Annotated in this window: 26 protein-coding genes and 1 pseudogene; 13 read left to right on the top strand and 14 right to left on the bottom strand. The window is 61.7% G+C overall.

Going from position 1 to position 26,522, the window contains the following annotated elements; translation table 11 throughout:
• The first annotated feature begins 73 nt into the window (after positions 1 to 73).
• Together PSH87_RS07240 and PSH87_RS07235 are read left to right on the top strand one after the other, a co-directional pair.
• A complete protein-coding gene (locus PSH87_RS07240; RefSeq protein WP_305432985.1) occupies positions 74 to 406 on the top strand; it encodes a hypothetical protein in 333 nt (110 codons plus the stop codon).
• A gap of 98 nt (positions 407 to 504) precedes the next feature.
• On the top strand, positions 505 to 1,005 hold the full coding sequence (locus PSH87_RS07235) for a methylated-DNA--[protein]-cysteine S-methyltransferase (protein WP_017736380.1): 501 nt from the start codon (positions 505 to 507) through the stop codon (positions 1,003 to 1,005).
• 64 nt (positions 1,006 to 1,069) lie between these two features.
• Here PSH87_RS07235 and PSH87_RS07230 read toward each other — a convergent pair whose 3' ends face one another.
• Entirely contained in the window at positions 1,070 to 1,597 is a 528-nt protein-coding gene (locus tag PSH87_RS07230; RefSeq protein ID WP_017736381.1) for a DUF4142 domain-containing protein, read from the bottom strand.
• A 186-nt stretch (positions 1,598 to 1,783) separates the two neighbouring features.
• Positions 1,784 to 2,704, bottom strand: a complete 921-nt coding sequence (locus PSH87_RS07225) for a LysR family transcriptional regulator (protein WP_305432984.1) — start codon at positions 2,702 to 2,704, stop codon at positions 1,784 to 1,786.
• 68 nt (positions 2,705 to 2,772) lie between these two features.
• Between PSH87_RS07225 and PSH87_RS07220 the strand changes: the two genes are divergently transcribed.
• Positions 2,773 to 3,258 (top strand): DMT family transporter, encoded by a 486-nt coding sequence (locus tag PSH87_RS07220; protein ID WP_017737545.1) that lies wholly within the window; start codon positions 2,773 to 2,775, stop codon positions 3,256 to 3,258.
• Here the strand turns inward: PSH87_RS07220 and PSH87_RS07215 are convergent.
• The 3 genes from PSH87_RS07215 to yiaY form a co-directional block, all read right to left on the bottom strand.
• Complete coding sequence (locus tag PSH87_RS07215; RefSeq protein WP_305432983.1) at positions 3,216 to 4,181, bottom strand: hydroxymethylglutaryl-CoA lyase; 966 nt, start codon at positions 4,179 to 4,181, stop codon at positions 3,216 to 3,218. The two genes, PSH87_RS07220 and PSH87_RS07215, sit on opposite strands and share 43 nt — an antisense overlap.
• A gap of 11 nt (positions 4,182 to 4,192) precedes the next feature.
• Positions 4,193 to 4,867: an NAD(P)H-binding protein gene (locus tag PSH87_RS07210; protein ID WP_305432982.1), complete on the bottom strand. Its 675-nt coding sequence runs from the start codon at positions 4,865 to 4,867 to the stop codon at positions 4,193 to 4,195.
• A gap of 92 nt (positions 4,868 to 4,959) precedes the next feature.
• Positions 4,960 to 6,108: an L-threonine dehydrogenase gene (yiaY, locus tag PSH87_RS07205; protein ID WP_305432981.1), complete on the bottom strand. Its 1,149-nt coding sequence runs from the start codon at positions 6,106 to 6,108 to the stop codon at positions 4,960 to 4,962.
• A gap of 123 nt (positions 6,109 to 6,231) precedes the next feature.
• Between yiaY and PSH87_RS07200 the strand changes: the two genes are divergently transcribed.
• A complete protein-coding gene (locus PSH87_RS07200) occupies positions 6,232 to 7,248 on the top strand; it encodes a DUF4917 family protein (RefSeq protein WP_305432980.1) in 1,017 nt (338 codons plus the stop codon).
• Positions 7,249 to 7,387: 139 nt separating this feature from the next.
• Here the strand turns inward: PSH87_RS07200 and PSH87_RS07195 are convergent, their stop codons facing one another.
• Entirely contained in the window at positions 7,388 to 7,915 is a 528-nt protein-coding gene (locus tag PSH87_RS07195; protein WP_017737100.1) for a helix-turn-helix domain-containing protein, read from the bottom strand.
• Positions 7,916 to 8,075: 160 nt separating this feature from the next.
• On the opposite strand from PSH87_RS07195, the gene PSH87_RS07190 reads away from it, so the two are divergent.
• From PSH87_RS07190 to PSH87_RS07165, 6 genes are all read left to right on the top strand, one after another.
• The gene (locus PSH87_RS07190; RefSeq protein WP_017737101.1) at positions 8,076 to 8,858 is read left to right on the top strand and encodes an aldolase; all 783 of its coding nucleotides are present in this window, start codon (positions 8,076 to 8,078) and stop codon (positions 8,856 to 8,858) included.
• Positions 8,859 to 8,885: 27 nt separating this feature from the next.
• A complete protein-coding gene (locus PSH87_RS07185; RefSeq protein WP_305432979.1) occupies positions 8,886 to 9,758 on the top strand; it encodes a dihydrodipicolinate synthase family protein in 873 nt (290 codons plus the stop codon).
• Between the two features lie 230 nt (positions 9,759 to 9,988).
• On the top strand, positions 9,989 to 10,528 hold the full coding sequence (locus PSH87_RS07180) for an RNA polymerase sigma factor (RefSeq protein ID WP_257782482.1): 540 nt from the start codon (positions 9,989 to 9,991) through the stop codon (positions 10,526 to 10,528).
• Positions 10,525 to 11,484 carry a FecR domain-containing protein gene (locus PSH87_RS07175; protein ID WP_305432978.1) on the top strand — a complete coding sequence of 320 codons (960 nt, stop codon included), beginning with the start codon at positions 10,525 to 10,527 and terminating at the stop codon, positions 11,482 to 11,484. Before PSH87_RS07180 ends, PSH87_RS07175 begins: the two co-directional genes overlap by 4 nt.
• A gap of 118 nt (positions 11,485 to 11,602) precedes the next feature.
• On the top strand, positions 11,603 to 14,173 hold the full coding sequence (locus PSH87_RS07170; protein WP_305432977.1) for a TonB-dependent receptor: 2,571 nt from the start codon (positions 11,603 to 11,605) through the stop codon (positions 14,171 to 14,173).
• A gap of 104 nt (positions 14,174 to 14,277) precedes the next feature.
• Positions 14,278 to 15,171, top strand: coding sequence for a DMT family transporter (locus PSH87_RS07165; protein WP_124525928.1), 894 nt, complete (start codon positions 14,278 to 14,280; stop codon positions 15,169 to 15,171).
• A gap of 116 nt (positions 15,172 to 15,287) precedes the next feature.
• On the opposite strand, the gene PSH87_RS07160 is transcribed toward PSH87_RS07165, so the two are convergent.
• The 4 genes from PSH87_RS07160 to PSH87_RS07145 form a co-directional block, all read right to left on the bottom strand.
• The gene (locus tag PSH87_RS07160; RefSeq protein ID WP_305432976.1) at positions 15,288 to 16,496 is read right to left on the bottom strand and encodes an SAM-dependent methyltransferase; all 1,209 of its coding nucleotides are present in this window, start codon (positions 16,494 to 16,496) and stop codon (positions 15,288 to 15,290) included.
• Between the two features lie 260 nt (positions 16,497 to 16,756).
• Positions 16,757 to 17,374, bottom strand: coding sequence for a TPM domain-containing protein (locus PSH87_RS07155; protein WP_017737108.1), 618 nt, complete (start codon positions 17,372 to 17,374; stop codon positions 16,757 to 16,759).
• A 31-nt stretch (positions 17,375 to 17,405) separates the two neighbouring features.
• Complete coding sequence (locus tag PSH87_RS07150; protein WP_017737109.1) at positions 17,406 to 18,131, bottom strand: YgcG family protein; 726 nt, start codon at positions 18,129 to 18,131, stop codon at positions 17,406 to 17,408.
• Positions 18,132 to 18,149: 18 nt separating this feature from the next.
• Positions 18,150 to 18,761, bottom strand: coding sequence for a LemA family protein (locus PSH87_RS07145; protein WP_017737110.1), 612 nt, complete (start codon positions 18,759 to 18,761; stop codon positions 18,150 to 18,152).
• A 225-nt stretch (positions 18,762 to 18,986) separates the two neighbouring features.
• On the opposite strand from PSH87_RS07145, the gene bglX reads away from it, so the two are divergent.
• Positions 18,987 to 21,278 carry a beta-glucosidase BglX gene (gene bglX / locus PSH87_RS07140; RefSeq protein WP_305432975.1) on the top strand — a complete coding sequence of 764 codons (2,292 nt, stop codon included), beginning with the start codon at positions 18,987 to 18,989 and terminating at the stop codon, positions 21,276 to 21,278.
• Between the two features lie 147 nt (positions 21,279 to 21,425).
• On the opposite strand, the gene PSH87_RS07135 is transcribed toward bglX, so the two are convergent.
• From PSH87_RS07135 to PSH87_RS07120, 4 genes and pseudogenes are all read right to left on the bottom strand, one after another.
• Entirely contained in the window at positions 21,426 to 22,583 is a 1,158-nt protein-coding gene (locus PSH87_RS07135) for a phosphatidylserine/phosphatidylglycerophosphate/cardiolipin synthase family protein (protein ID WP_305432974.1), read from the bottom strand.
• 2 nt (positions 22,584 to 22,585) lie between these two features.
• Positions 22,586 to 23,164, bottom strand: a complete 579-nt coding sequence (locus PSH87_RS07130; protein ID WP_017736902.1) for a YceI family protein — start codon at positions 23,162 to 23,164, stop codon at positions 22,586 to 22,588.
• Positions 23,165 to 23,352: 188 nt separating this feature from the next.
• Positions 23,353 to 23,667 (bottom strand): amidase, encoded by a 315-nt coding sequence (locus tag PSH87_RS07125; RefSeq protein WP_305432973.1) that lies wholly within the window; start codon positions 23,665 to 23,667, stop codon positions 23,353 to 23,355.
• Positions 23,664 to 24,739: pseudogene (locus PSH87_RS07120) on the bottom strand (serine hydrolase domain-containing protein). Before PSH87_RS07120 ends, PSH87_RS07125 begins: the two are co-directional and overlap by 4 nt.
• 187 nt (positions 24,740 to 24,926) lie before the next feature.
• Here PSH87_RS07120 and olsB point away from each other — a divergent pair.
• Both olsB and PSH87_RS07110 read left to right on the top strand, forming a co-directional pair.
• The gene (olsB, locus tag PSH87_RS07115; RefSeq protein WP_017736899.1) at positions 24,927 to 25,682 is read left to right on the top strand and encodes an L-ornithine N(alpha)-acyltransferase; all 756 of its coding nucleotides are present in this window, start codon (positions 24,927 to 24,929) and stop codon (positions 25,680 to 25,682) included.
• A complete protein-coding gene (locus PSH87_RS07110; RefSeq protein WP_305432972.1) occupies positions 25,682 to 26,473 on the top strand; it encodes a 1-acyl-sn-glycerol-3-phosphate acyltransferase in 792 nt (263 codons plus the stop codon). The genes olsB and PSH87_RS07110 overlap by 1 nt, the downstream gene beginning before the upstream one ends.
• The last annotated feature ends 49 nt before the right edge of the window (positions 26,474 to 26,522 follow it).

Raw genomic sequence — 26,522 nt, 5'->3', positions numbered from 1 at the left:
CTCAGCAAAATCTGACTGTGGCCGGGCGCTGACACCTTGATCATGTCAGCGCTTGCAGCCCGAGATCGAGACAATGCCCGAATCCAAGCAACACACGCCCAAACCCTTACTGCGTCAAGTGGTGGGCTGGGTGCTGGTCTTGCCACTGCTGCTGTCGTTCGTGAAGCTGCCTTTTCTCCTCGGACCGGTCATGGCGGCGGGATCGGTCGCAGGTTCGGTTTACGGCGTGCTGCTGGCCAGACGCCACGCCAGCCGCCGCGTGGTCATGTTCGCGTTGATCATCACCCTGTTCAATATCCTTTCGTTCGTCGTCCTTCGTACAGGTTCGTTGCTCGTGGCGGGCTATTACACCTTCAGACTGTTTGCCTACCCCCATCTCTACAGCTGGGTCTACTGGAATTTCTGAACGCTGGGCGAATTCAACCGCAAGAAACGCAGTTTGTACGCGGGCGGATGAAACTACCCTGTCGTGGTACCGTTCACGCACTCTCAAGGAGCCCTCCCATGGCCTACGAATACATGCTCATGCCTTCCCCGGTCGGCCAACTCACGCTCGTGGCACGTGACGGCAAACTCAGCGCGATCCTGTGGGAAACAGAACGCGCCAACCGTGTACGCCTGGGTGAACTGCACGAAGCCAACGACAGCCCGGTGCTGCTGGAGGCGCAGCGCCAGTTGCAGGAATACTTCGCCGGCACCCGTCATCAATTCACACTGGACCTGGACTTCACCGGCACCGTTTTCCAGAAGCAAGTGTGGCAGGCGCTGTTGACCATTCCCTTCGGCGAAACCCGCAGCTACAGCCAGATCGCCCAGCAGATCGGCAACCCCAAGGCAGTGCGCGCCGTCGGTGCAGCCAATGGGCGTAATCCGATCTCGATCATCGCGCCCTGCCACCGGGTGATTGGCGCCTCGGGTGAGCTGACCGGGTTTGCCGGTGGCCTGCAAGCCAAGCAATATCTGCTCGCCCTGGAAGGTACCGGCCAGGCGCAGTTAGCGCTCTGATAGCAGCAACAAAAACGGCGACTGGAAACTCTCCAACCGCCGTTTTTCATTTCAGGCAACCGCCTCAGCCGTCACCCTGATGGCCTTTGCCGTAGGTCGATGCCAACGCACGAGCCTTCTGCAAACGCTCCTCCAGCTTGGGCAGCGTTTCATCCACCAACGCTTTTATTTCCGGCACATCCGACGCCGCGCCTTCCTGTTTGAACAGGGCAATGGCGTCTTCGTTTTCCTTGACCTGTTGCGCGGTGTAGGCCGCGTCAAAGGAGTCGCCGTCCTTGAGCTGCGGCATCAGGGTCTCGGCTTTGTCGACGATCTTTTCCCGCGGCGCCACCGGCAGTTCAAGCTTCTTGGCGATGGCCGCCAGATGCTGGTTGGCCAGGGTTCGCTCGTTGATCACCTCAATGGTGTAATCCTTGATTTCCTGGGACGATGTTTTGGCGTGGGCCATGCGACTGGTTTCGATATCGGCCATGCCTTTGGCCGACGCCTGCTCGATGAATTCAGCAGGCGACTGGGCGAAAGCATTGCTGGCGCCGAGGCCCAGCAGCATCGCGAAACTGGCGGTGCGTAACCGGATAGCCATGCGGCTCATGATGGGTTCCTCCAGGGCAAAAATAAGTGCGGGGGAACACTCCCCGCCCTGAATTCGAATTTTCACGGCGGCAAAGGTTTAGAAAATACTTGCCAGTGCGACGAACGGTCGTCCCAGCATCTCTGCATGGGAGCCCAATGCTGAGCACACCACACTTGATCTCTGTTGTTCTCCAGATTCCGCAACTCAAGCTGGCAAATTTAGCCCCTGTAACTGCCCCATCAACCACTGCAACCCCGAATCCCCACCCCGCCGCACATGCCACGCCAACTCCACCGCAAACGAGGGGATATGAAACGGTGGCGGCACCGCCACCAGGTGTGGGTGATCAATGTTGAGCAAACCCCGCGACGACACCGTCAAGATCAGATCCGTGCCCTGGATCAACTGCGGTGCCACGCCCCAATGCGGCAGGCTGATCGCCACATGGCGTCGCTCACGAATCGCCGTCAGCGCCCGCTCGATTTCCGGCGTGCCACTGCCGCGCATTTCCAGCAACACATGGGGACGCGACAGGTAAGTGGGCAGGTCCAGCGTGCCATCGTCCGGCAAGCTGTCACGGTCTACCAGGCAGGTGTAGTGCTCTTCAAACAGCGGCGTAGTACGCAATTCCGCCGGCATGTCAGGAAAAACCCCAGCAGCCAGGTCAAGATCGCCATTGAGCACGCCATCCACCATGCCTTCGCGGCTGGCCTGGATGATTTGCAGGTCGATACCGGGCGCTTCACGGCGCAGCAGGCGCACCAAGTCAGGTAGGAAAATCGCCGCACTGTAGTCCGACATCGCCACGCGAAAGCGGCGCTTGGCCGAGGCCGGATCAAACCGGTTGGGCGCCAGCAGCGCTTGTACCTGGGCCAGCGCCTCGGCGAGCGGTGCCGCCAGTTCCAACGCGCGAGCGGTGGGCACCAACGTGCCGCCCTGGCGCACCAGCAACGGGTCGCCAAGCAAGTCCCGCAAGCGCGCCAGCGCGTGACTGACCGCCGGCTGGCTCAGGTGCACGCGTTCAGCGGCGCGGGTGACGTGTTGCTCGGCGAGCAGGGCGTCGAGGATCACCAGCAGGTTGAGGTCGATGCGGCGCAGATCATTCATTAGCTGCATGCCCGGCATAAGAAATTGGAATTTAAATTTGCACGACGAATACCCTAGAGTCCAGCAAAACCTCTGGGAGATTCGCAATGACGACCTTGCACTGGCTGGGTTTATTGGCGCTGGCAGTGATTGCCGGTGCGGTAGTGCCGTTTCAAAGTGCGATCAACGCCAACCTCGGGCGTGGGCTCGGGCACCCGTTGTGGGCCACCCTGGCGTCGCTGCTGGTCAGCATCATCGTGTTGCTGCCGGTGATTGTGGCGCTGCGCTTGCCGTTACCAAGCCTGGGCTTTATCAGCAAAGCACCTTTATGGATGTGGGCCGGTGGCGCGTTCGGTGTATGTTTTATTTCCCTGGCGTTGATGCTGCTGCCCAAGTTGGGCGCGTCTGGGTTTATTGCGCTGGCCATGGCCGGGCAGATTCTGGCGTCACTGCTGCTCGACCACTTTGGCCTGTTCGGCCTGGCGGAGCGCGAGCTGACAACGCCCCGGGTGCTGGGGGCGTTGTTGTTGATCGGCGGCGTGGTGTTGATTCAGTTCAGCGCAACGCCCTCGGCGATCAGCGCGGCGACATAATCCGGCGCGGCATGCAGGTCGCAATTGCGCCCCGCCTTGGCCACCTGGCCGGGTAACTCATGGCCCAGCAGCGCCGGCAGGCGCCGGGACATCTGCAACAGATGCGGCAGGTCGATACCGGTAGGAATCCCCACCTCCGCGCACAGGTTCACCAGATCCTCCGTGCAGATATTGCCCGACGCCCCCGGCGCAAACGGGCAGCCGCCGAGACCACCGAGGGCCGCATCGAAACGTCGGGCACCGGCTTCGTAGGCGGCCAGCACATTGCACAACCCCAGGCCACGGGTGTTGTGGAAATGCAGGGTCAGGTCGCCAGCAGGCACGTGTTGCAACACGCGCTTGACCAGGCGTTCTACCTGGCGCGGGTTGGCCATGCCGGTGGTGTCGGCCAGCGTGATGCCCTGGATGCCCAGTTCACGATACGCATCGACAATCCGCAGCACGCGGTCCTCATCGACCGCCCCTTCGAACGGGCAACCAAATGTCGTCGCGATGCTGCCGTTGAGGCGCACCGGGTGGTCGGCGGCAAAGCTGACGATCTCGCCGAAGGCCGCCAAGGACGCCTCGCAGCGCATGCGCAGGTTGGCCAGGTTGTGGCTCTGGCTGGCGGACATCACCAGGTTCAACTCATCGGCGCGGGAGCCGATCGCACGCTGGGCGCCCTTGAGATTGGGGATCAGCGCCACGTAGATGACCCCCGGCTTGCGCGCGATGCCCTGGAACACCTGCTCGCCATCGCGCAACGCCGGAATGGCCTTGGGCGAGACAAACGAACCCGCTTCGATCCGCGAGAAACCGGCGCGGGAAAGCTGGTCGATCAAGGCGATCTTGTCGGCCGTCTCCACCCAGGTCGGTTCGATTTGCAAGCCATCACGCGGGGACACTTCCTGCACGATCAGCGCGTCTGAATAATCCTGAATCACCGTCAGCTCCTTCAACGACGCTCGTCAGCCAAGCGACTGATCCCAGCCTGCTCCACCACCGGTTGCGGCGCGCCATGACTGGCCGCCTGCAACATCGCCCGGCCAACCGTCTCGGTGCTCACCACCCAACCCGGTTTGACCCGGCGCAGCAACGTCAGCAGCGGCCCCAGCACGGAATAGAACGCCTGGTACAACGGCGTCTTCGAGCGCACGCCGTGCAAGGGTTGGATCACCCCCGGCCGGAACAGGTACACCGCCTTGAACGGCAAGCGCAGCAAGGCATTTTCGGTCTTGCCCTTGACCCGCGCCCACATCGACTTGCCCGCCTCGGAACTGTCGGTACCGGCGCCAGACACGTAGATAAAGGTCATCTGCGGATTGAGCCGCGCCAGGGTGCTGGCCGCAACCAGAGTGAGGTCATAGGTGAGGTGGGTGTAGTTGATTTCGTTCATGCCAGCCGACGACACACCGAGGCAGAAGAAGCACGCATCAAAGCCTTGCAGCAGGTTTTCCAGGGGTTGGAAATCGAGCATGTCGCTGTGCAATACCTGATGCAGCTTGCCGTGTTCCTGGGTCAACGGCGTACGGCCGACGGCGACGACTTCCTGCACATCGGCGGCCAACAGGCATTCACGCAGAACACCCTGGCCGACCATGCCGGTGGCGCCGAATAACAGAACTCTCATAGGGGGACCTCAGCGGCAAGCCGCAAGCTTCAAGCGACAAGTTGAATGCAGTTCAGCTTGTAGCTTAACGCTTGCGGCGTGTCAGTGCCCCGTCAGAAAGCGCTGCGAAAGATCTCTTCTATTTGCCTTTGATCCGCGCGCCGTGGATTGGTCAGCCCGCAGGCGTCCTTCAGCGCATTGCTGGCGAGCAATGGAATGTCCTGCAACTTGGCGCCAAGTTCACGCAGGCCGGCGGGAATATCCACGTCCTGGGACAAACTGCGGATCGCCGCAATCGCTGCCTGGGCACCCTCTTCCACGGTGACGCCTTTGATATCGGCACCCAACGCGCGGCCCACGTCACTCAAGCGTTTGGCGCTGACGCTGGCGTTGAAGCTCTGCACATGGGGCAACAACACCGCGTTGCACACGCCGTGGGGCAAGTCATACAGGCCGCCCAACTGGTGCGCCATGGCATGGACAAAACCCAGGGACGCGTTGTTGAACGCCATGCCGGCGAGGAATTGCGCGTAGGCCATGTTTTCCCGCGCGGCCTTGTCGCTGCCATCGCGCACGGCCAGGCGCAGGTTGGCGCTGATCAGTTCGATGGCCTTGATCGCACAGGCGTCGGTGATCGGCGTGGCGGCGGTGGACACGTAGGCTTCGATCGCGTGAGTCAGGGCGTCCATGCCAGTGGCGGCAGTGAGGCCCTTGGGCATGCCGACCATCAGTGCCGGGTCGTTGACTGACAGCAGCGGCGTGACGTTGCGGTCGACGATGGCCATTTTCACGTGGCGGGTTTCGTCGGTGATGATGCAGAACCGGGTCATCTCGCTGGCGGTGCCGGCGGTGGTGTTGATGGCCACCAGCGGCAGTTGTGGCTTGCTCGACTGGTCCACGCCTTCGTAGTCGCCAATATGCCCGCCATTGGTGGCACACAGCGCGATGCCCTTGGCGCAGTCATGGGGCGAACCGCCGCCCAGGGACACCACGAAATCGCAGGCACTTTCCTGCAACAGCGCCAGGCCTTTCTCGACGTTTTCCACATTGGGGTTGGGCTTGGCGCCGTCGTAGATCACCGAGTCGATGTCCTGCATCGCCAGTTTCTCGGCGATCATGCTCGCCACGCCGGCTTTGGCCAGGCCCGCGTCGGTGACGATCAGCGCCTTGTGAAAGCCGTAATTACGGATGGCGGTCATGGCTTCGTCGAGGCAGTCGGTGCCCATGATGTTGACGGCGGGAATAAAGAAGGTGCTGCTCATGGCTAATCCTCGTAGGCTTTATGCCTACAGAATCAACCGCTGACGGCCACAGCATCTTGATCAGGATCAACGCCCGCTCGTGATAAAGTCACCGCCCAGCCGAATTCGAGTAGACCCGCCGCAATGAAGGATTTCCAGGATATTGACGCCCACCTTGAAGACTGGAGCGCCCTGCGCGGCGCCATCGACTTCAGCGGGATTCTGATCGGCAACGGCGCCAGTCGTACGATTTGGGAAGACTTTGCCTACGACTCGCTGTTCGAAAACGCGCGCACCGTCGAAGAAAAACCCCTGAGCCCATCCGAACTCAGCGTGTTCGACGCCCTGCAAACCCGTAGTTTCGAGCAGGCCCTGGGCGCCCTGAAAACCACCAGCCGGGTCAACAAGGCCCTGGCGGTCAGCTCGGCGGCGCCGCGCAATCGCTACTACGCGATCAAGGAAGCGTTGATCAACACCATCCACGCCGTGCATATCCCGTGGCGCCTGGTGCAGCCGTCGACACTGGAGACGATCAACCGCGAACTGGCGAGCTACGCCACGGTATTCACGAGCAACTACGACTTGCTCAACTACTGGGCGATCCTGCACACACCGGGCATCGACGACCTGTTCCGCAGTGCCGACGCCAGTTTCGACCTGCGCAACACCCACACCAGCGCCACACGCATCCTCTACTTGCACGGCGGCCTGCACCTGGTGCGCAACCTCGACGGCACCGCGCGCAAACTGCCGACCACCGACAGCACCTTGCTCAGCAGTTTTGCGATCAACAACACGATCAAGACCCTGGACGATGTGCCGCTGTTTGTCAGCGAAGGCAAGGTGGAGGAGAAACTGAAGAGCATCCGCAGCTCGGATTACCTGTCGTTCTGTTATGAACAGTTGCTCGGCCATCAGGGCGCGCTGTGCATCTTTGGCCACGATTTGGGCGCACAGGATAAACACTTGGTGGATGCGATTCGCCAGGCCAAGTTGAGCACCCTGGCGATTTCGGTGTCGGGGCGCAGTGATGGGTTTATTCGGCAGCAGAAGCGGCGGTATTCGGAGATGTTCGAGGGGACGGGCGTGGAGCTGAAGTTCTTCGCTGCGCGCACTCACCCACTGGGCAATCCCGCACTGTCCGTCCCTGTCGAACACTGATCTCCCATACAAAGGAGATCGACTGTGGGAGCTGGCTTGCCTGCGATGCAGACACCTCGGTGTATCAGGCAGACCAGGGTGATGCTATCGCAGGCAAGCCAGCTCCCACAGTGGACTGCATTTCAAGGCGCAATCAGCATCACTCTTCCTTGCTGTGCACCACCACCAGCAACTGCGCCTGCACCGGCCCCACCGACCTCAGCCGATGGGGTTTCTGCGCATTGAAATGCAGCGCATCGCCGCGCTCCAGAATCACCCGTTCATTCATGAAATCCACTTCCACCTGGCCTTCATGCACAAACAGAAACTCCTCCCCCAGGTGCTCCTTGAAGGTCTTGTCGGTGAACTCCGCCGGTGGGTAGATGATGAACGGCAGCAGGCTGCGCTCACTGACCTGATGGGCCAGCACCGCATAACCCGGCGCGGTGTCGGGCCGTTCATGGCTGCGCACCAGGCTGTAGCTGTCGAGGCTGACGCTGTCTTCGCTGAACAGCTCTTCGACCTTCACGTTCAACGCCTTGGCCAGTTTCAGCGCGGCCGCAATCGACGGCGTATTGAGTCCGCGTTCAACCTTGGACAGATAACTCTTGGTCATGCCGGACTTTTCGGCCAGCACATCCAAGGTCACGCCAAGTTTTTTTCTCAATAATTTCAAACGGATAGACATGTGCTGCGGTTAATCCATGCAGGAAACGATAAGCTGCGCTTGCCAATGACACTTTGTGTCATATAGCATCTTTAGTGTCATTTGCGTTCACCCAACGACCTTGCGAGCAGCGGGAGACCAGCAAAACAGACGTCCATTGAACTACCCAAAGGACACCGATATGGCCAAGACATTAGCACTCCCCAAAGACCAACTGGTCAAGCAAGCGCTGGTCCAGATGCAAAACACCCTGGCGGATAATACGTGGACCGACCGGCAAAAGCTGGCGCTCACGTGCCGCATCCTGTTCGAGAACGGCCACGACTCCGGCCTGGCCGGGCAGATCACCGCCCGTGGGCCAACGCCTGGCACCTATTACACTCAGCAACTGGGCCTGGGTTTTGACGAAATCACCGCCAGCAACCTGCTGCTGGTCAACGAGGACCTTGAAGTATTGGAAGGCCACGGCATTCCCAACCCGGCCAACCGTTTCCACAGTTGGGTGTACCGTGGGCGGCCGGATGTGAATTGCATCATCCATACGCACCCCACGCACATCGCGGCGTTGTCGATGCTGGAAGTGCCGTTGCAGGTGTCCCATATGGACCTCTGCCCGCTGTACGAAGACTGTGCATTCCTGGAAGCCTGGCCGGGGGTGCCGGTGGGTAATGAAGAAGGCGAAATCATCACCGCGGCCCTGGGCGACAAGCGCGCGATCCTGCTGTCGCACCACGGCCAACTGTCCACCGGGGCGAGCATCGAGGAAGCCTGTGTGATCGCGCAGTTGATCGAACGTGCGGCCAAGTTGCAGTTGCTGGCGATGGCGGCGGGCACCATCAAACCGATCCTGCCGGAACTGGGGCGTGAAGCCCACGACTGGATCTCCCGGCCCAAGCGCCACGGCGCCGCGTTCAATTACTACGCCCGGCAGAACCTGCGCCAACACGCCGATTGCCTGAACTGATTACCCTTTTTCGAGCGGAGACCTCTCATGTCCAGCCCAACCATCCACGGCATCATCGGCTACACCATCACCCCGTTCAGCGCCGACGGTTCACGCATTGACCTCGACGCCCTCGGCCGCTCCATCGACCGCTTGATCGCCAGCGGCGTGCATGCCATCGCGCCCTTGGGCAGCACCGGCGAAGGCGCCTACCTGAGCGACGCCGAATGGGATGAAGTGAGCGCCTATAGCCTGGCAAAAATCGCCCGGCGCGTACCCACCATCGTCAGCGTGTCCGACCTGACCACCGCCAAGGCCGTGCGCCGCGCCCGCTACGCCGAAGCCAATGGCGCCGACGTGGTGATGGTGCTGCCCGCCTCGTACTGGAAGCTTAGCGAGGCGGAAATCCTCGCCCACTACGCCGCGATTGGCGACAGCATCGGCGTGCCGATCATGCTCTACAACAACCCGGCCACCAGCGGCACCGACATGTCGGTGGCGCTGATCCTGCGCATCATCCAGCAGGTCGCCAACGTGACGATGGTCAAGGAAAGCACTGGCGATATCCAACGCATGCACCAGTTGCATCGCCAGAGTGACGTGCCGTTCTACAACGGCTGCAACCCGCTGGCGCTGGAAGCGTTCGCGGCCGGTGCCAAGGGTTGGTGCACGGCGGCGCCGAACCTGATCCCACAGCTCAACCTGGATTTGTATGACGCCGTACTGGCCAATGACCTGACAACGGCACGCGCGCTGTTCTATCGCCAGTTGCCGTTGCTGGAGTTCATTCTCAAAGGTGGTTTGCCCGCGACGATCAAGGCCGGGTTGCGCTTGACCGGGCTGGAGGCAGGCGATCCGCGACTTCCGGTATTCCCGCTGGGTGAAGCGGCGATCGAACAGCTGAAAACATTCCTGCGCTAACACCGCAGCCCTTGTGGGAGCAGGCTTGTGTGGGAGCTGGCTTGCCTGCGATGCAGACACCGCGGTTCATCCGTGAAACCGAGGTGATGCAATCGCGGGCAAGCCCGGCTCCCACATTGCCCTTCTCCCACATTTTTAATCGCGTACATCCGTTATATAGAGACAAATAGCAATGGTTCTCGATACCATTCGCGACTTTCCTCCGTCGTGCTTCGTCAAGAAGGATATCCATGTCTCGTCCCAAGCCCGACCCGTTGGCGGCCGATGCCTTTCGCGGTTTCTATACAGATATCCTGTATTTCCTGCGCAAACGCACGGACAACGCCAGCGACGCGGCGGACATGACCCAGGATGTCTTCACCCAATGGCTGGACTACCGCGACCGCGCCAAGGTCGAGCAGCCACGGGCGTTTCTGTTCCAGATGGCGCGCAACCTGCTGCGCGATCACTGGCGTAAACAGAAGGTACGGCAGACCGTCCACCAGGATCAGGCCGAAAGGGACGCGGAGCCTGTCACCGACGAGCAAAACGAGCCCATGGCCGCCGCGCAACGCTTGCAACGCCTGGAACAGTTGAAAGAAGTCCTCGCCGAACTCTCGCCCCGCCGCCGAGAAGCCCTTATGCTGCACCGCTTCGAAGGCCTGAGCCAGGCGCAGATCGCCGAACGCATGGGCATTTCCACCAGCATGGTGGAAAAGCACATCGCCTTGGCCCTGCTGCATTGCAAGCGACGCCTTCAACACGAACCCGGCACGGAGCAGCCAGAATGAACCGCCTGAGCGACATCGACATCGAGGACAGCGACTCCATCGACGCCCAAGCCGCCAGCTGGTTTGCACGCAACCACGCCGACACTGATCGCGCCGACCGCAAGGCCTTTGCCGCCTGGCAGACCGAGCCGGCCCATGCCCGCGCCTATGCCGAATTCGAGCAGCTGTGGGCGGACCTCGCCCAGTTGCAGCAACTGAACAAACCCGTGGCGCTGCCCCAACGCAAACCGTCGGTGTGGCGCCCGGCCCTGGCAGTGGCGGCGGCATTGATCTGCGCGGTGCTGGCCACGCACATTGGCGCACCCCGCGCGCTTTATCACAGCCAGGTCGCCGCCCACGCCAAAGGCATGCGCACCCTCAACCTGCCCGATGGCAGCACCCTGTACGTGAATGCCAACACCCAGCTGCGCGTGGACTTCACCGCCCACCAGCGCATCGTGCACCTGGACAAAGGCCAGCTGTACATCGAGGTGGCGCCCGACAAGGAACGGCCACTGTTCGTACAAGCCGGTGAGGCGAATGTGCGGGTGGTCGGCACTGGTTTTGACGTGCGCCGCAGCCAGCAGCAACTGGTGGTCAGCGTTGCCCACGGCCAGGTGGCGTTCGCGCCGGACGCGAAAAACCCGGTCACCTTGCTCGGCGCCCAGCAACGCGCCACCTACAGCTACGCCAAGGGCACGCTGCAACAGCAAACCCTCAACGGCCAAGAGGTGGCCGACTGGCGCAGCGGGCACTTGTCGTTTCGCAATCGCGAACTGGCCAGCCTGATCGACGAGTTGAGCCTGTACCGCCCGCAGGCACCGCTGCAAGTCAGCCAGGCCGTGGCGCAGTTGAAGGTGTCGGGCAATCTTGACGTGAATGACCCCGACGCCCTGCTCAACGCCCTGCCCGCCCTGCTGCCAGTGAAAACCGTGGCGTTGGCTGATGGCGTGGTCAGGATTGAATCGAGCCAGTAAGGCTTATTTGAGAATATTTTGCATTCGCAGGTGTGGATTTGTTGACCAGCCCCGTCTTCCCCCGGTCTGTGTTTGATACGCACACCTTTTTGGCTATTTAGCCGCACCGGGGGATTCCATGTTTCGCGCGCCTTGCCACGCTTCGCACCTGTTTCTTCGACCGACACTCATCGCTAGCTGCCTGGTATTGAGCCCCAGTGCCCAGGCCGAATCGCTCACGCTGCAACTGCCTGCGCAGTCGCTGGCCACGTCCCTGAGCCAGGTGGCGCAGCAAGCGAAAATCCAGCTGCTGTTCGATGAAGAACTGCTCAAGAACGTGCAGGCGCCAGCACTCAACGGCGACTTCACGCCGGAAGTGGCGATTCGTACCCTGCTGAAAAACGGCGAGTTCACCCTGATCAAGGTCGGCAGCACCTACGTCGTGCGCCCCGATGAGGGCAAGACCACCAACAGTGGCGTTGTTCAACTGGATGCCCTGAGCGTGATCGGCACCGGTAGCCAGGTCGACTCCAGCACCGTGGGCCGCTCCACGCTGAGCCAGGCGGATATCGACCGCTACCAGCCCGATAACATTCCTTCACTGTTGCAGACCCTGCCCGGCGTATCCATGGGCGGCTCGCCCAAGCCGGGCGGCCAGACCATGAACATCCGCGGCATGGGCGATGCCGAGGATGTACCGATGACCGTGGATGGCGCAGCCAAAAGCGGTTTCGAGCGTTATCAACAAGGCACGATCTTCATTGAACCCGAGCTGATCAAAAGCATTGAGGTGGAAAAAGGCCCTTACTCGCCATTTACCGGTAACGGCGGTTTTGGCGGCACGGTCAACATGATCACCAAGGACGCACCCGACCTGCTCAAGGACGGGCAAAATGCCGGGGCGATGGTCAAATACGGCTACGCCAGCAACAACCACGAGCAGGTCTACACCGGCGCCGTGTATGGCCGCACCGACGACGGCCGCATGGACGGCCTGGCCTACCTGACCAAGCGCGACGGTGACGACCTCAAGCTCGCCGGCACGCCGCCCGATCCGCGCAATGAATACCCGATCAACCCCAAGCGCTTGCCCAACAGCGCGCAGGATGTCGAAGGCCAGCTGTTCAAGTTCAACGCGTATTTCACCGATGAACACAGCATGGGCCTGTCTTACTCTCGCGCCCAAAGCCAACGTATGACGCCGTTCTCGGCCAAGTCCTACCCATCACCCCCGAAACAACCTGCCATCGACCGTTATGGCTACGCCACGGCGGTGTCTCGTTTCCTGGCCGACCGCGACACAGTGGACACCACCTGGTCGAGCAAGTACGAGTACCACCCACTGAACAACCCGCTGATCGACCTGAAGCTGAGCTACTCGGAGTCCAATACCGACCAGACCGATGAGCGCGCCGAGAATGCCGTCATTAGCCTGGCTACCGGTGGACGCAAGATGGATACGTCCTACAAAGACCGCATCCTCGAACTGCGCAATACCAGCCTGCTGACCACAGGTCCGCTGGAGCACGCGGTGACCACGGGCGTGCAGATCCGCAAGCACAAGCGCGAAACCGAGAGCTGGATGCCGGGCGCCACCTACAACACCGCCAAATACAACTATGGGCATTTCCAGCCGTACTTCATGCCCCACGGCAAGGTCGATAGCAACGCGTTCTACATCCAGGACGCGATTACCCTGGGCGACGTGACCCTCACGCCATCCCTGCGTTACGACCACGTGCGCAACCGCGGCGAAGCCAACGATGCGCCGTACTACAGCAGCCCTGACCCGAAAGTGGGCCACGACTACAGCGACCGCACCTACACCGGTTGGTCACCACGCCTCGCCGCGTTCTGGAACGTGACCCCGGATGTGGCCTTCTTCGCCAGTTGGAACCGTACGTGGCGAGCGCCGGTAATCGATGAACAGTACGAAGTCCAAGGCGCTATCAGCACCCGTAGCGCCACCAGCCTGAACCTCGACCCGGAGCGCATTACGGCGATTACCGCGGGCAACGTCACCAACTTCTCGGGGCTATTCACCCGCGAGGACAACCTGCAACTGCGCACCACGCTGTTCCACAACCGTATTGAAGACGAAATCATGAAAGCCACCGGCGTCGGCTGCGAACGACAGTTGACCGTGTCGGGCAGTATCGATTCGGTATGCAGTGACGCGGCAGCCAGGACCAACTATCGCAATGTGGGTGGCATGACCATCAAGGGCGTCGAGCTGGAAAGCTACTACGACTCGACCTACCTGTTCGGTTCCCTGACGTATTCCTGGGCCACAGGCAAGCGCGACAACCCCTACACCAACCCCTGGGCGACAGACCTGCACGTATGGGCGCGGGATATCCCACCGGCCAAATGGGTGGTGGTGCTGGGTACCAAGATCCCGAGCTGGGACGCGCAGGTGGGCTGGCAGGGCCAGTTCGTACGCAAGACCGATCGCGTGCCCACCGATGTCTACGCGGGCGGTTTGAACTCCACCATCGGCGACTTCATCTACGACCAGACAGAGAACGCCAGCTACGACACACAAGGCTTGTTCGCCAATTGGAAACCACAGCAGGCCGGTCTCAAGGGCACCGAGATCAACTTCACCGTCGACAACCTGTTCAACCGCTTCTACCAACCGGCACTCAGCGGTGAAGGTGTCTACAGCCAAGGCCGCAACGCCAAGATCAGCATCACGCGCTTCTTCTGAAAAAACTGTACGGATAAATCCGCACCCAGCTGTAGGCCCTTGATTGGCGGGGGGTGTGGCTAGATGGGCTTCCCTTGAAGCCCTCTAGATTCTGGTTGCCTTCCATGAGCTCGCGCGAAAACACCGGCATGGCCCTCGGCCTGCTGGGCGTCATCATCTTCAGCCTGACCCTGCCCTTCACCCGCATCGTGGTGCAGGAAATCCACCCGCTGCTCAACGGCCTCGGCCGCGCGCTGTTCGCGGCGGTCCCGGCGGCGGCGCTGTTGCTGTGGCGCCGCGAGCAATGGCCGACCTGGCGCCAGGTGCGCGGCCTGTGCCTGGTGATTGCCGGGGTGATCCTCGGCTTCCCGGTGCTGTCGGCGTGGGCCATGCAAACCCTGCCGGCGTCCCATGGTGCACTGGTCAACGGCCTGCAACCGCTGTGCGTGGCGTTGTATGCGGCGTGGCTGTCCCACGAGCGGCCGTCCAAGGCCTTCTGGGCCTGCGCGGCGCTGGGCAGTGGCTTGGTGTTGAGTTATGCGTTGATCACCGGTGCGGGCAGTATTCAGGCGGGCGATTTACTGATGCTCGGCGCCATCGCGGTGGGCGGCCTGGGTTATGCCGAAGGTGGCCGACTGGCCAAGGAGATGGGCGGCTGGCAGGTGATCTGCTGGGCGCTGGTGCTGTCGACGCCGGTGTTGATCGGCCCGGTGTGGTACCTGGCGGCGCAGCATCAAGGGGCGATTTCCATGGGCACCTGGTGGGCGTTTGGCTATGTGTCGCTGTTCTCGCAGTTCCTGGGGTTCTTTGCCTGGTATGCCGGGTTGGCCATGGGCGGGATCGCGCGGGTGAGCCAGATCCAGTTGTTGCAGATCTTCTTTACCATCGCGTTTTCGGCGTTGTTCTTTGGTGAACAGATCGAGCCGATTACCTGGGTGTTTGCGTGTGGGGTGATTGTGACGGTGATGCTGGGGCGCAAGACCTCGGTGCAGCCTGCGCCCAAGCCTAGCGCGGTCTGACAGTGGAAGGAGATTAGTGTGGGAGCGGGCTTGCCCGCGATAGCAGTCTGTCAGTTGATGAATCAGGTGCTGATCCACTGCAATCGCGGGCAAGCCCGCTCCCACAAGGTTTTGTGTCAGTTCAGGTAGCCATCCGCCCGCAGCAGAGTTTCCAGGCAGTGTTCGGTGATGTGGTAGAACGCCTTCAGTTCCTGGATTTTCTCCAGCAACTGCGCATTATCCACCGGCTCCGCACGCTTCACCGCGAGGATCATCTTGTTCTTGTTGGTGTGGTCCAACGAGATGAACTCGAACACCTTGGTCTCATAACCACAGGCTTCCAGAAACAGCGCACGCAAACAGTCGGTGACCATCTCGGCCTGCTGGCCCAGGTGCAAACCGTATTGCAGCATCGGCTTCAACAGCGCCGGGCTCTGGATCTGCAGGCGGATCTGCTTGTGGCAGCACGGCGAGCACATGATGATCGACGCGCCGGAGCGGATGCCGGTGTGGATCGCATAGTCGGTGGCAATGTCGCAGGCATGCAGGGCGATCATCACGTCCAGTTCGCTGGGCGCCACGCTGCGCACGTCGCCGCACTTGAACACCAGCCCCGGATGCTCCAGGCGCGCGGCGGCGGTGTTGCACAGGGTCACCATGTCTTCACGCAGCTCGACGCCGGTCACTTCGCCCTCGGCCTTGAGGGTGTTGCGCAGGTAATCGTGGATGGCGAACGTCAGGTAACCCTTGCCCGAACCGAAATCCGCCACGCGCACCGGCTGGTCCAGCTTGAGCGGTGAGGTGGTCAGCGCATGGCTGAACACTTCGATGAACTTGTTGATCTGCTTCCACTTGCGCGACATCGACGGGATCAGCGCCTGCTTGGCGTCGGTCACACCGAGGTCGGCGAGGAATGGCCGGCTGAGGTCGAGGAAGCGATTTTTCTCACGGTTGTGCTCGGCGCTCGGCGCCTCGCGCAGTTGCTGCGGCTTGCTCTTGAACAGCGAGCTTTTGTTCTTCTTGCTGTATTCCAGCTGGGCTTCGTCAGTCAGCGCCAGCAGGTGCGCGTTCTTGAACTGCGCCGGCAGCAGCGCGGCAATCGACGCCACGCCCTCGGCGACGGGGAAGTTCTTGGTGATGTCGCGGGTTTTATAGCGATAGACGAAGGACAGGCATGGCTGTTCCTTGACCGTCACCGCCTTGATGATCAGCCGTTGCAACTCGGCTTCGTCACCGACGTATTTGGCCAGCACCAGCTTGATAAAGGCGTTCTGCGCGAGGCTGGTGCCCAGCAGTTCGATGAACTGGGCGTGGTGGTCGCTGACGGGTTGAGCGGTGACGGACATGAACAAAAACGCCTCGGGCAGGGAATGCCGGGCATTTTAGGGGGGATGGGGCTGGAGGGCACGGGCTTATTTGACTAACGGTCGATGAAGCGCCACAAACCAAATGTGAAAACAGGCTGGTGTGGGAGCTGGCTTGCCTGCGATGCAGACGCCTCGGTGAGTCAGATGTACCGAGGTGATGCTATCGCAGGCAAGCCAGCTCCCACACAAGCCAGCTCCCACATGAAACCGTGCCCACATGGAGAACCGTGTCGCCTGGATTATTTGAGGACGACCAGGCGATTCGGCAGCTCGTTACGCGTCTGCGTCACCGGCACATGCACCTTCAACAACTCGCCACAGGCCTCGATGCAGTCGATAAACCCCGCCAGCGTCTGCCCCTGCTTCACCTGCTGGGTAAACGCCTGCACGATGGCATCCCAACTGCCGTCATCCAGGCGCTTGGAAATCCCGTCATCCACCAGGATCTCCACATAGCGCTCCGCCTCGCTGACAAAGATCAGCACCCCGGTACTGCCCAGCGTGTGATGCAGGTTCTGCTCCAGGAACTGCCGCCGCGCCAGGTTGGACGCACGCCAGTGGCGCACCGAACGCGGGATCAAACGGGTAGTGACCTTGGGCAGACGAAACACCAGGCACAACACGATGAACGTCGCCCATTGCGCCAGCAGCAAGGTGTACATGGTCAGGTAGCCCGACAGGTAATGCACCACACCTGGCACTACCAACGCGATGAGGCTGGCCCACAGCAAAGGAATGTAGGCGTAGTCATCGGCGCGGGCGGCCAGCACAGTCACCAGTTCGGCGTCGGTGGTTTTCTCGACGCGGGCAATCGCTTCGGCCACTTGGCGCTGCTCGTGTTCAGTCAGTAATGCCATGGTTGTAGATGCTCTTTTCTAGTTATTGTCATTACCAGCCACCCGATGCCCCGCCGCCGCCGAAGCCGCCACCGCCGCCGCGGAAACCACCGCCGCCGCCACCACCGCCACCGCGACCACTGCTGCTGAGGATCGCCAGAAGGATCGCGCCCACCGGCAGGCCCAGGCGATTGCACAGCCACAACACGCCGATCAGCAGGATAAACAGGCCAATGGAAAACCCCGGATTATCCTTGGCAAAGTTGGCATCCGCCACATGCGCCGGCACCGCCAGCGGTTCACCGCCCACCACCTGCACCATCGCCGCCACGCCATCGCTGATGCCCTGGCTGTAGTTGCCGGCCTTGAACTTGGGCGCGATCACCTGGTTGATGATCACCCACGACTGCGCATCGGTGAGCACGCCTTCCAGGCCATAGCCGACTTCGATGCGCAATTTGCGCTCATCACGGGCGACGATCAACAGCGCGCCATTGTCCTTGCCCTTCTGACCGATGCCCCAGTGGCGGCCCAATTGGTAACCGAAGTCTTCAATCGGCACGCCCTGCAGGTCGGGCACGGTGACCACCACGATCTGGTCGCCCGAGGTCTGCTCCAGCGCCTGCAATTGCTGGGTCAGTTGCTCGCGCGTCGCCGGGTCGATCATCTGGGCGGTGTCCACCACCCGCCCGCTCAGCGCCGGGAACGTCAGCGCCGCCTGGGCCACGCCCACGCAGGCCAACAGCCACAGCGCCAGGCCTATCCTTAATAAACGCATCGACACCTCAATGCAGCGTTATTTGAACTTCACTTGCGGTGCTTTATCGGCATCGGCGCTGGTGGCTTCAAACGTGGCGCGGATCGGCAAGTCGCTGTACATCACGCTGTGCCACAGGCGGCCAGGGAAGGTACGGATCTCGGTGTTGTAGGCCTGCACCGCCTGGATAAAGTCGCGGCGCGCCACGGCGATGCGGTTTTCGGTGCCTTCAAGTTGGGATTGCAGGGCCAGGAAGTTCTGGTTGGCCTTGAGGTCCGGGTAGCGTTCGGACACCACCATCAAACGGCTGAGGGCACCGCTCAAGCCGTCCTGGGCTTGCTGGAACTGCTTGAGTTTTTCCGGGTTGTCGAGGGTGCTGGCATCCACCTGGATCGAGGTGGCCTTGGCCCGCGCTTCGATCACGGCGGTGAGGGTGTCTTGCTCATGGGCGGCGTAACCCTTGACCACTTCCACCAGGTTGGGGATCAGGTCGGCGCGGCGCTGGTACTGGTTCTGCACCTGGCCCCAGGCAGCTTTGGCCTGTTCGTCGAGGGTCGGGATGTTGTTGATGCCGCAACCGCTCAGCACGCTGCTGATCAGTAGCAAAGCCGCGGCTTTCAAGCCCCAGCGGTAACCTTGTGCTGCTTGCATGGTGTTTCTCCTGGCGAACCTTGATGGAATTGGGCAGCCGTGAGGCATAATCCGCTACCACGACTGGATTGCATCGAATCAATCAGCTAAAAAGATGCCCACCGCTAATAAGAGTTCCGAAGTGTGCGGCATTTGTCGGTATAACACTCGAACAACAACATACGTCCCCCACATTTTGGCAGAACAGCGCGTTTTCGCTGGGCAGTGTGCCGAAAAAGGATATTCATGAAAAAGCTGTGTTTGCTCGGCCTTGTTGCCACTCTGGCCAGTCACCCCGTATGGGCAGAAACAAAGCCTGCTGCGCTTAAAGACAAGGACGCGTTTGTCAGCGACCTGCTCAAGCAGATGACCCTCGATGAAAAGATCGGCCAATTGCGCCTGATCAGCATCGGCCCCGAAATGCCCCGCGAGCTGATCCGCCAGGAAATCGCCGCCGGCCGTATCGGTGGCACGTTCAACTCGATCACCCGCCCGGAAAACCGCCCGATGCAGGACGCGGCCATGCGCAGCCGCTTGAAGATCCCGATGTTCTTCGCCTACGACGTGATCCACGGCCACCGCACGATTTTCCCGATCAGCCTGGCCCTGGCCTCCAGCTGGGACATGGACGCGATCCACCGCTCCGGGCGCATCGCCGCCCAGGAAGCTGCGGCCGACAGCCTCGACATCACCTTTGCACCGATGGTGGATATCTCCCGCGATGCTCGCTGGGGTCGCACCTCCGAAGGCTTCGGCGAAGACACCTACCTGGTCTCGCGCATTGCCGAAGTGATGGTCAAGGCGTTCCAGGGCACGAGCCCGGCAAATGCCGACAGCCTCATGGCCAGCGTCAAGCACTTCGCCCTGTATGGCGCGGTGGAAGGCGGTCGCGACTACAACGTGGTCGACATGAGCCCGGTGAAGATGTACCAGGACTACCTGCCGCCGTACCACGCGGCGATCAAGGCCGGCTCCGGCGGCGTGATGGTGGCGCTGAACTCGATCAACGGCGTGCCCGCCACCGCCAACACCTGGCTGATGAACGACCTGCTGCGTCGCGACTGGGGCTTCAAGGGCCTGACCGTCAGCGACCACGGCGCGATTTTCGAGCTGATCAAGCACGGCGTGGCCAAGGACGGACGTGAAGCCGCGAAACTGGCAATCAAGGCCGGCATCGACATGAGCATGAACGACTCGCTGTACGGCAAGGAATTGCCGGGGCTGCTCAAGTCGGGCGAGATCGAACAGAGCGACATCGACAACGCCGTGCGCGAAGTGCTCGGCGCCAAGTACGACATGGGCCTGTTCAAGGACCCGTACCTGCGCATCGGCAAGGCCGAGGATGACCCGGCCGACACCTACGCCGACAGCCGCCTGCACCGCGCCGAAGCCCGCGACGTCGCACGCCGCAGCCTGGTGTTGCTGAAAAACAGGAACGAAACGCTGCCGCTGAAAAAGTCCGCGACCATCGCCCTGGTCGGCCCGCTGGCCAAGGCCCCGATCGACATGATGGGCAGCTGGGCCGCCGCCGGTCGCCCTGCGCAATCGGTCACCCTGCTGGACGGCTTGAACGCGGTGATCGGTGAAAAAGGCAAAGTGATCTACGCCCGTGGTGCCAACATCACCAACGACAAGGCCGTGGTCGACTACCTCAACTTCCTCAACTTCGATGCCCCGGAAGTGGTGGATGACAAACGCGCGCCGCAGGTGTTGATCGACGAAGCGGTGAAAGCCGCCAAGAGTGCCGACGTGATCGTCGCGGCGGTGGGCGAGTCCCGTGGCATGTCCCACGAATCTTCCAGCCGCACCGACCTGAACATCCCGCAGAGCCAACGCGACCTGATCAAGGCCCTGAAAGCCACCGGCAAGCCGTTGGTGCTGGTGTTGATGAACGGCCGCCCGCTGTCGATCCTCGAAGAGAACCAACAGGCCGACGCGATCCTGGAAACCTGGTTCGCCGGCACCGAAGGCGGCAACGCCATCGCCGACGTACTGTTTGGCGACTACAACCCGTCGGGCAAGCTGCCGATCACCTTCCCACGTTCGGTGGGGCAGATTCCGACCTACTACAACCACCTGACCATTGGCCGCCCGTTCACCCCGGGCAAGCCGGGCAACTACACCTCGCAGTACTTCGATGACACCACAGGGCCCTTGTTCCCGTTTGGTTATGGCCTGAGCTACACCACGTTCAGCCTGTCGGACATGGCGTTGTCGTCCACCACCTTGAACAAGACCGGCAAGCTCGACGCCAGCGTTACCCTGAAAAACACCGGCAAGGTCGATGGCGAAACCGTGGTGCAGTTGTATATCCAGGACGTGGCCGGCTCGATGATCCGCCCGATCAAGGAGCTGAAGAACTTCCAGAAGGTCATGCTCAAGGCGGGCGAAGAGCGCACGTTGCACTTCACCATCACCGAGGAAGACTTGAAGTTCTACAACACCCAGCTCAAGTTCGCGGCGGAACCGGGTGAGTTCAATGTGCAGATTGGGTTGGATTCCCAGGATGTGCAGCAGCAGACCTTTGAGCTGCTCTGATTTAAAGCTGTAAATGCAGTCAGTGTGGGAGCTGGCTTGCCTGCGATGGCATCACCTCGGTATGACTGAAACACCTAGGTGCCTGCATCGCGGGCAAGCCCGGCTCCCACACAAGCCAGCTCCCACATTTTGATCTCAGCGGTCTGGTTAGCCGCGTCTATCCAGCAAGTTCACCACCAACCGATCAATCCACCCCCACACCCGCTGCTTCACCCGCCGCCACAACGGCCGCGACTGCCACGCCTCCAGGCTCACCGCCAGGCTCTGGGCAAAATCCCGCTCGAAACTGCCCGCCACTGCCCGCGTCAAGTCAGGGTCCAACGCTTCCAGGTTGGCGTCCAGGTTGAAGCGCAAATTCCAGTGATCGAAGTTGCACGACCCCACACTGACCCAATCGTCCACCAGCACCATTTTCAGGTGCAGAAAGCACGGCTGGTATTCAAAGATCTGCACCCCCGAACGCAGCAGGCGCGGGTAGTACCGGTGCCCGGCATAGCGCACGGATGGGTGATCGGTACGCGGCCCGGTGAGCAGCAAACGCACATCCACCCCACGCCCGGCGGCACGGCGCAAGGCGCGGCGTACGCCCCAGGTCGGCAAAAAATAGGGCGTAGCCAGCCAGATACGCTGCTTGCCACTGTTCAAGGCGCGGATCAACGATTGCAAAATGTCGCGATGCTGACGGGCATCGGCATAGGCGACACGGCCCAGGCCCGGCCCCGTGGCGGGCATCTTGGGCAAGCGTGGCAAACCGAAACGGGTCGCCGGCTTCCACTCCCGGCGCGCTGCGTTGGCGTGCCATTGGCGGTCGAACAATGCCTGCCAATCCTGCACCAACGGGCCGTCCATCTGCACCATCACTTCGTGCCAGTCCGCCGTGTCATTGCCCGGGGTCCAGAACTCATCGGTTACGCCCGTGCCACCGACAAAAGCGCTGCCTTGGTCGATCAGCAACAGCTTGCGGTGGTCGCGGTACAGGTTGCGCATCCAGCGCCGCCAGCTGAGGCGATTGTAGAAACGCAGCTCCACCCCGGCGTCGGTCAGGCGCTTGCGCAGGCCGAGGGTAAACGCCAGGCTGCCGTAGTCATCAAACAGGCAGCGCACCTGCACGCCACGTTCGGCGGCCAGCACCAGCGCTTGCACCAAGGCGTCGGCACAGGCCCCGGCTTCCACCAGGTACAACTCCAGATCCACCTGGCGCTCGGCGCGGGCAATACCCACCAGCATCTGCGGGAAGAAATTCGGCCCGTCGATCAACAACTCAAAGCGGTTGGCGCTGCGCCACGGGAACACTGCGCCGCTCACGGTCAGCGCGCCGTGAAGATCAGCACCGCACCCACCGGCACCGACAAACTGATCGACGCCAGACCGGCCGCCTTGCGCAATGCGGCGACACCCGGCATCAGCTCAAAATCCTCGGCATGCAATACCACAGGCTCCAGGGTCACTACCTGGAAGCGCCGGTCATCCAGGCGCGTGGCCAGCAGCTCGGCGCTGTAGGTCTGGGTCTTGCCGTGCAGGGTCACGCTCAAGGGCAGGCGCAGTTCCAACTGCGCGCCAGGGGCCAGGTCGTTGATCGGTTGCAGGTTGATCTGCGCGCGGATCAGCGCGTCGGGGAAGGTCTTGATCTGGAACAGGTCATTGCGCATACGCTCGTCGCGCAGCGGGATACCACTGTTGACCGACTCCAGCTCCACTTCCACTTGCGCGGCGCCAGCGCCGTCAACCTTGCCGTGCAACACCAAAAAGCGCTGCACCTCGGCGATGTCGGTGTTCTTGGTGGTGACGAAGGACAGGCGTGACGATTCGTTATCCAGGTACCAGTCGGCATGGGCAGGCACGGCAACGGCGGCCAGCAGGGCGAAGGCCAGGGGTTTGATCAGCATTGAGAACTCGCGGGGGAAAAACCTGCACGAACCTTAAGCGCAATGTCACAAGCGGCGCAAATCCGATGTGAATGCAGACTCGTGTGGGAGCGGGCTTGCCCGCGATTGCAGTGTGTCAGCCACTGGAGATGTTGACTGATGTACCGCTATCGCGGGCAAGCCCGCTCCCACAGGGGGTATGAGGTGTGTCAGGGGTTCAGGCGACAGCCCTGACGGTCGCCGAGCCAGCGTGCCGTGTGCGTACGCCCCATGCCGCTGGCAGTCACTTCACTGCGCTCGGGGTTATCGCTGAACGCGCTGGTGGGCACGTATTGCTTCACATAACGCCGGCAATACTCGGCCGGGTTGTTCGCCACATACCGGCACGAGCAATACTCCTTGGCGGTGTACGCTGCAATGATGTCGGGGAAGGCTTGCAGGTTGACGCGTTCGTGCCACGCCCAACCCACCAGCGCGAGCAACAACACCAGCAGCAGACTGGTAAACGGCCGGCGACGGATCATGGCTGCACCGCCGCGAGCACGCGCTTGAGCAATTCGTTGTGGCGATAACTGCCGTCGCGATCATCGCCATAGCGCACGATCACCAGATGTTCATCAGGCATCACGTACAGCGCCTGGCCCCAGTGGCCGAGGGCGGCGAAGGTGTCGACGGGTGCATCGGGCCATGCCCGTGGGGAGCCTTGATTGAGCCACCAATGGCCGCCCGGTACCGCTTCGTCCTGGCCAGCTTTATAGCGGGCGAAGGGTTGGCGATTGAACGCAACCCAGTCTTGGGGCAACAACTGCTGCGAGCCCCAACGACCGTCGCGCGCCATCAACAGGCCGACACGCGCCAGATCCCGAGCGGTGAGGTAGGCGTAGGACGAAGCGACGAAGGTTTCATCCGCATCGGTTTCCCAGGTCGCGTTTCGAATGCCCAGCGGCTTGAACAGCGCATCCCACGGATAACTCATGTAGGCCTTGTGCCCGAGCATGCCTTTAAGGGCAGCGGACAGGATATTGCTGTCGCCACTGGAGTAACGGAACACCTGGCCGGGGGCGCTGGCGGCCTCGGTGTCGGCAGCGAACTCGGCCATATCACACCCCGCCCCCGTGTGTAGAGCATCGCCACCACCGAGGACTTCAGCGGGGCGTATTCGTAGTCTTCCTGCCAATCCAGCCCCGATGCCCAATGCAGCAGGTCGCCCATGGTGACCGTGGGATGCTGCTTCATCGGCGGATAGAAACGTGCGGCGGGATCGGTCAGCTTGAAGCGGTTTTCGCCGTAGGCCACGCCCAACACCGTCGCCAGCAAGCTTTTACTGACCGACCACGTGAGGTGCGGGGTGCTGGCCGAGGTTGGCGCGGCATAACGCTCATAGATGATTTCGCCATCGCGGATCACCAACAGCGCATCGGTACGAATGCCTTGGCGGGTGCTGTCGTCACGCGCGGGAAACGCGTAGGTGTTCAAGGCATCGACAGCGGGGCCTGCGATCGGTGTGCCCTTGGCCCACTCCTTGTCAGGCCAGGTTTCGGCGTGGGCGGCCGCGGTGACAGACAACAGCACAACACACAACAAGCCTCTGACCATGGACGCGGACTCAACGGGGGCATTCAAGCCCGCGAGCCTAGCCGAGGGTGATGACAGATTTGCGACAGGCCGGGCTGTCATTCAAGCGTCACCATAAGTTCATGGAGATGACACCGGGCCTCCATAGCCTGAGTTTGGACAACAAAGTCGACCGGCCGAAATCGTGGCCGGCACTCGGAGACTCGCCATGACTCAGATCGCCCGCATCAGCGACACCGGCAATGAACGCCGTCTGCAAGCCGAACGCCTGGTTGGCGCACAGGCGTTGCAGGAAGCCCAGGCCTTGCGGTTCAACGTGTTCAGCGGCGAGTTCAACGCCAAGCTGAAAGGCGCGGAACTGGGTCTGGACATGGATGACTATGATGTTCACTGCAGCCACATCGGCGTGCGGGACTTGAACAGCGGTCGCTTGGTGGCCACCACCCGTTTGCTCGACCACGCGGCCGCCAGCACCCTGGGCCGGTTCTACAGTGAAGAAGAATTCAGCCTGCATGGCTTGCTGCACCTGCAAGGGCCGATCCTGGAAATCGGCCGCACCTGCGTCGACCCGGCCTACCGCAACGGTGGCACCATCGCCGTGTTGTGGGGCGAATTGGCCGAGGTCCTCAACCAGGGCGGCTACAGCTACCTGATGGGTTGCGCGAGCATCCCGATGCACGACGGCGGCATCCAGGCCCACGCGATCATGCAGCGCCTGCGCGAACGTTACCTGTGCAACGAACACCTGCGCGCCGAACCGAAGAAACCCCTGCCGGCCCTGGATTTGCCGTCCAACGTCATCGCGGAAATGCCGCCGTTGCTCAAGGCCTACATGCGCCTGGGCGCGAAGATCTGCGGCGAGCCGTGCTGGGACGAAGATTTCCAGGTGGCCGACGTGTTCATCCTGCTCAAGCGCGATGAGCTTTGCCCGCGTTACGCCCGCCACTTCAAGGCGGCCATGTAATGAGCCGTCTGCGGGTGTACGGGCGCATTGCTCGCGTGCTGGTGGTGGTGGGGCTGGGCTTGAGCATGGCCAGTGTGTTTGGCCTGTTCGAGCGCCTGGGCATTGCCAACTCGATGGTGCGGCGCCAGCGTTGGTCGCGGTTTTTCATGGCACGGCTGACCAACGCCCTGCCCTTTCGCGTGACCGTGCACGGTGAGTTGCCGCAACAGCCAATGCTGTGGGTGAGCAATCACGTGTCGTGGACCGATATCCCGTTGCTGGGCGCGGTGGCGCCCATGTCGTTTCTGTCCAAGGCCGAAGTGCGCACCTGGCCGGTGGCCGGCTGGCTGGCGGCGAAGGCCGGTAGCTTGTTCATTCGTCGCGGCTCGGGCGACAGCCAGCTGATCCGCAAGCAGATGACCCGCCATCTGGAGCAACAGCACCCGCTGCTGATGTTTCCCGAAGGCACCACCACCGATGGGCGCAGCCTGCGCACCTTCCACGGGCGCTTGCTGGCCAGTGCGATTGATGCGGATGTGTCACTGCAACCCGTGGCGATCCGCTATCTGCGCGACGGCCAGGTCGACCCGATGGCGCCGTTTATTGGTGATGATGATTTGCTCTCGCACCTGATGCGCCTGTTTGCCAATGACCAGGGCGATGTGGAAATTCATCTGCTCAAGCCGATTGCCTGTGCCGGGCAGGAACGTGCGGCGTTGGCGTATCAGGCGCAGCAAGCGGTGCAGAAGGTGTTGTTTGGGCCGGTGCCGGAGGCTGAAGAGGTAGAGGCTCGACCTGCATTTGCAGCCTGATCTCAAAGTGAACACAGTTCAAAATGTGGGAGCTGGCTTGTCGGGTCGC

Origin of the sequence: Pseudomonas sp. FP453 (assembly GCF_030687495.1) — a bacterium.
GTDB lineage: Bacteria > Pseudomonadota > Gammaproteobacteria > Pseudomonadales > Pseudomonadaceae > Aquipseudomonas.
This window is presented reverse-complemented; position numbering and strand designations above follow the sequence as displayed.